Genomic DNA, 2,219 nt, shown 5'->3' on the forward strand with positions numbered 1-2,219 from the left:
GTGCCCCACTACCCCCACCCGTCCGTCGCGCCCACCGGCTGAGGTTGCGTTCCCCTGATGTCCCTGATGTCGAGTCTCCACACCGCGCCCGCGCGGGAACCAGCACGGCTACCGTCGTACTGCTATGCGTTTCGGTACGAGGTCCTTCCGTACAAGGTCGAGGGGGCATACGCGGCATGAGTCTCGGTGACGACCACGGGTACGGCGAAGCCGGCTCGCGGGGCGGCGACGACGGGACGTACGGCGGCACGGGCCAGACCCGCACCCGGCTGCCCGAGCAACAGGGCGGCGGCGTGTACGGCGGCGCCCGACGCGGCCGCCAGTCGTCCTCCCGCAGCCTCGTGACCGTGGTGGGCGTGGTCGTCCTGCTCATCGCCGCCATCGCCTTCGCCAACCGCAGCGGCGACGACTCCGAGAACAGCGACACATCCGGCGACAAGACGGAATCCTCGGCGACGGCCCCTTCGGGGAAGGAGCCGGTGGGGACGAAGTCGGCGGGGATTCCCTCCGGGTTCGCGCACAGTGAGCAGGGCGTCGAGTCGGCGGCCGCGAACTACACGGCGGCGCTGGTCTCGGCCGACATCCTCAAGCCCACGCGGCGGACCGAGATCGTCCGTCAGGTGTTCGCCGCCGACAAGGTCTCCGCACTGCAGAGAAACCTCGACCAGGTGTACGACAAGGCGTTCCTCGACAAGGTCGGCCTGGACGAGAACGGCGACGCGCCCAAGGGCGACTTGTACGTCTCACGCACGATGCCGGTCGGCGCCAGGACCACCGACTACTCGGACAGAACCGCCACCGTCGAGGTCTGGTGCACGGGCGTGTACGGGATGACGGGCGAGAGCTCGGACAACCCGGTCACCAGCGACTGGTTCACCATGACCCTCAAGTTGCGCTGGACCGACGGCGACTGGAAGGTCGACAGCTTCTCCCAGAAGGAAGGCCCCGCGCCGGTCAACGGCGACAACAGGGTGTCGACGTCCGACGAGATCTCCAAGGCAGTCGAGGAGTACGGAGGGTTCACGTATGCCCGGTAGCGCACGCCGCGTACTCAGGGTCGGCGCAGCCCTCACAGCCGTACAGACCGCCGCGTTCATGCTCGCCACACGGGCGGTCGCGGCACCCACGCCGTCGCCCTCGCCGTCGTCCGGCAACGCCGACTGCTCCCTGCTCTCCGGCGAATCCAGGGAGATCTGCGAAGGCGACAACGCCGGCGGCAGCCGCGGCGGCAGCACCCCCGACGTCACCAACCCCCTCGACCCCCTCTCCTCCCTCGCCAAGGGCTGCGCCGACGCCGCCTCCTGGACCATCGACAAGCTCTCCGAGGCCATCAAGGAGACCGCGAACGTCGACTTCACGAACCCGACGTTCCTCCAGCAGTACGCCGTGGTCTTCGCGGCCTCGACGATCCTCACCCTCCTCCTCTGGGTACTCGCGGTCGCCAAGCGAGCCGTACGAGGGGTCCCGCTCACCACGGCCATCTCGGAAGCGATCGGCTTCCTCTGGCTCACCGTCCTCGCCTCGGCCTTCACCCCGCTGATCCTCTACACCGTCGTCTCGGCGACCGACGGCGTCAGCGAGGTCCTGGCCAAGGCCACCGGCGACCAGACCGACACCTTCTTCGGCAACTTCTCCAGCGCCCTGGAGAAGGGCGAGAACATCGGCGGCGGGCCCATCATGCTCATCGTCGTGTCGCTGGTCTCGATCCTCGCCGCCGGCGTCCTCTGGCTGGAGCTGGTCATAAGGGCCGCACTGCTGTACGTCGGCGCGCTGCTCGGCACCGTCGTGTACGCGGGACTCGTCGACAAGAACCTCTGGGGCCACGTCCGCCGCTGGGCGGGCATCATGATCGCGGTGATCCTGGTCAAACCAGTGATCGTCATCGTCCTCGGACTCGCCGGCGCACTGGCCGGCGAGGACGGCCCCGACGCGTTCTCCGCGGTCGTCTCCGGCCTGTCCATCATCCTGCTGGCCATCTTCGCGTCCGCGATGATCTACCGCTTCGTCCCGGGCTTCGGCGACGAGATCGCGCACTCCCGCAACAACCGCATCATGCAGGGCGCCGAAGGCAAGGCCGCCGCCGTCATCAGCTCCCCGGCCACCCTCGTGGCCCAGGGCATCAAGACCCACAGCACCCGGGCGGACAACAACGGCGGGGGCGGAGGCCAGTCGTCCGCACCCCGCCCCTCCAACCCCGCCTCCGGAGGCGGGGTTGGAGG

At 69.0% G+C, this 2,219-nt stretch carries 2 protein-coding genes; both read left to right on the plus strand.

Annotation, left to right across the window (positions count from 1 at the left end):
• Nucleotides 1–176: 176 nt before the first annotated feature.
• Nucleotides 177–1,037 carry a hypothetical protein gene (locus tag FNH08_RS49070; protein WP_152778415.1) on the plus strand — a complete coding sequence of 287 codons (861 nt, stop codon included), beginning with the start codon at nucleotides 177–179 and terminating at the stop codon, nucleotides 1,035–1,037.
• Nucleotides 1,027–2,219, plus strand: a 1,193-nt coding sequence (locus FNH08_RS49075; RefSeq protein WP_152778416.1) for a hypothetical protein, incomplete at its 3' end; no start/stop codon positions are given. The genes FNH08_RS49070 and FNH08_RS49075, both read left to right, overlap by 11 nt.

The organism is Streptomyces spongiae (assembly GCF_009377185.1).
GTDB classification, from domain to species: Bacteria; Actinomycetota; Actinomycetes; order Streptomycetales; family Streptomycetaceae; genus Streptomyces; species Streptomyces spongiae.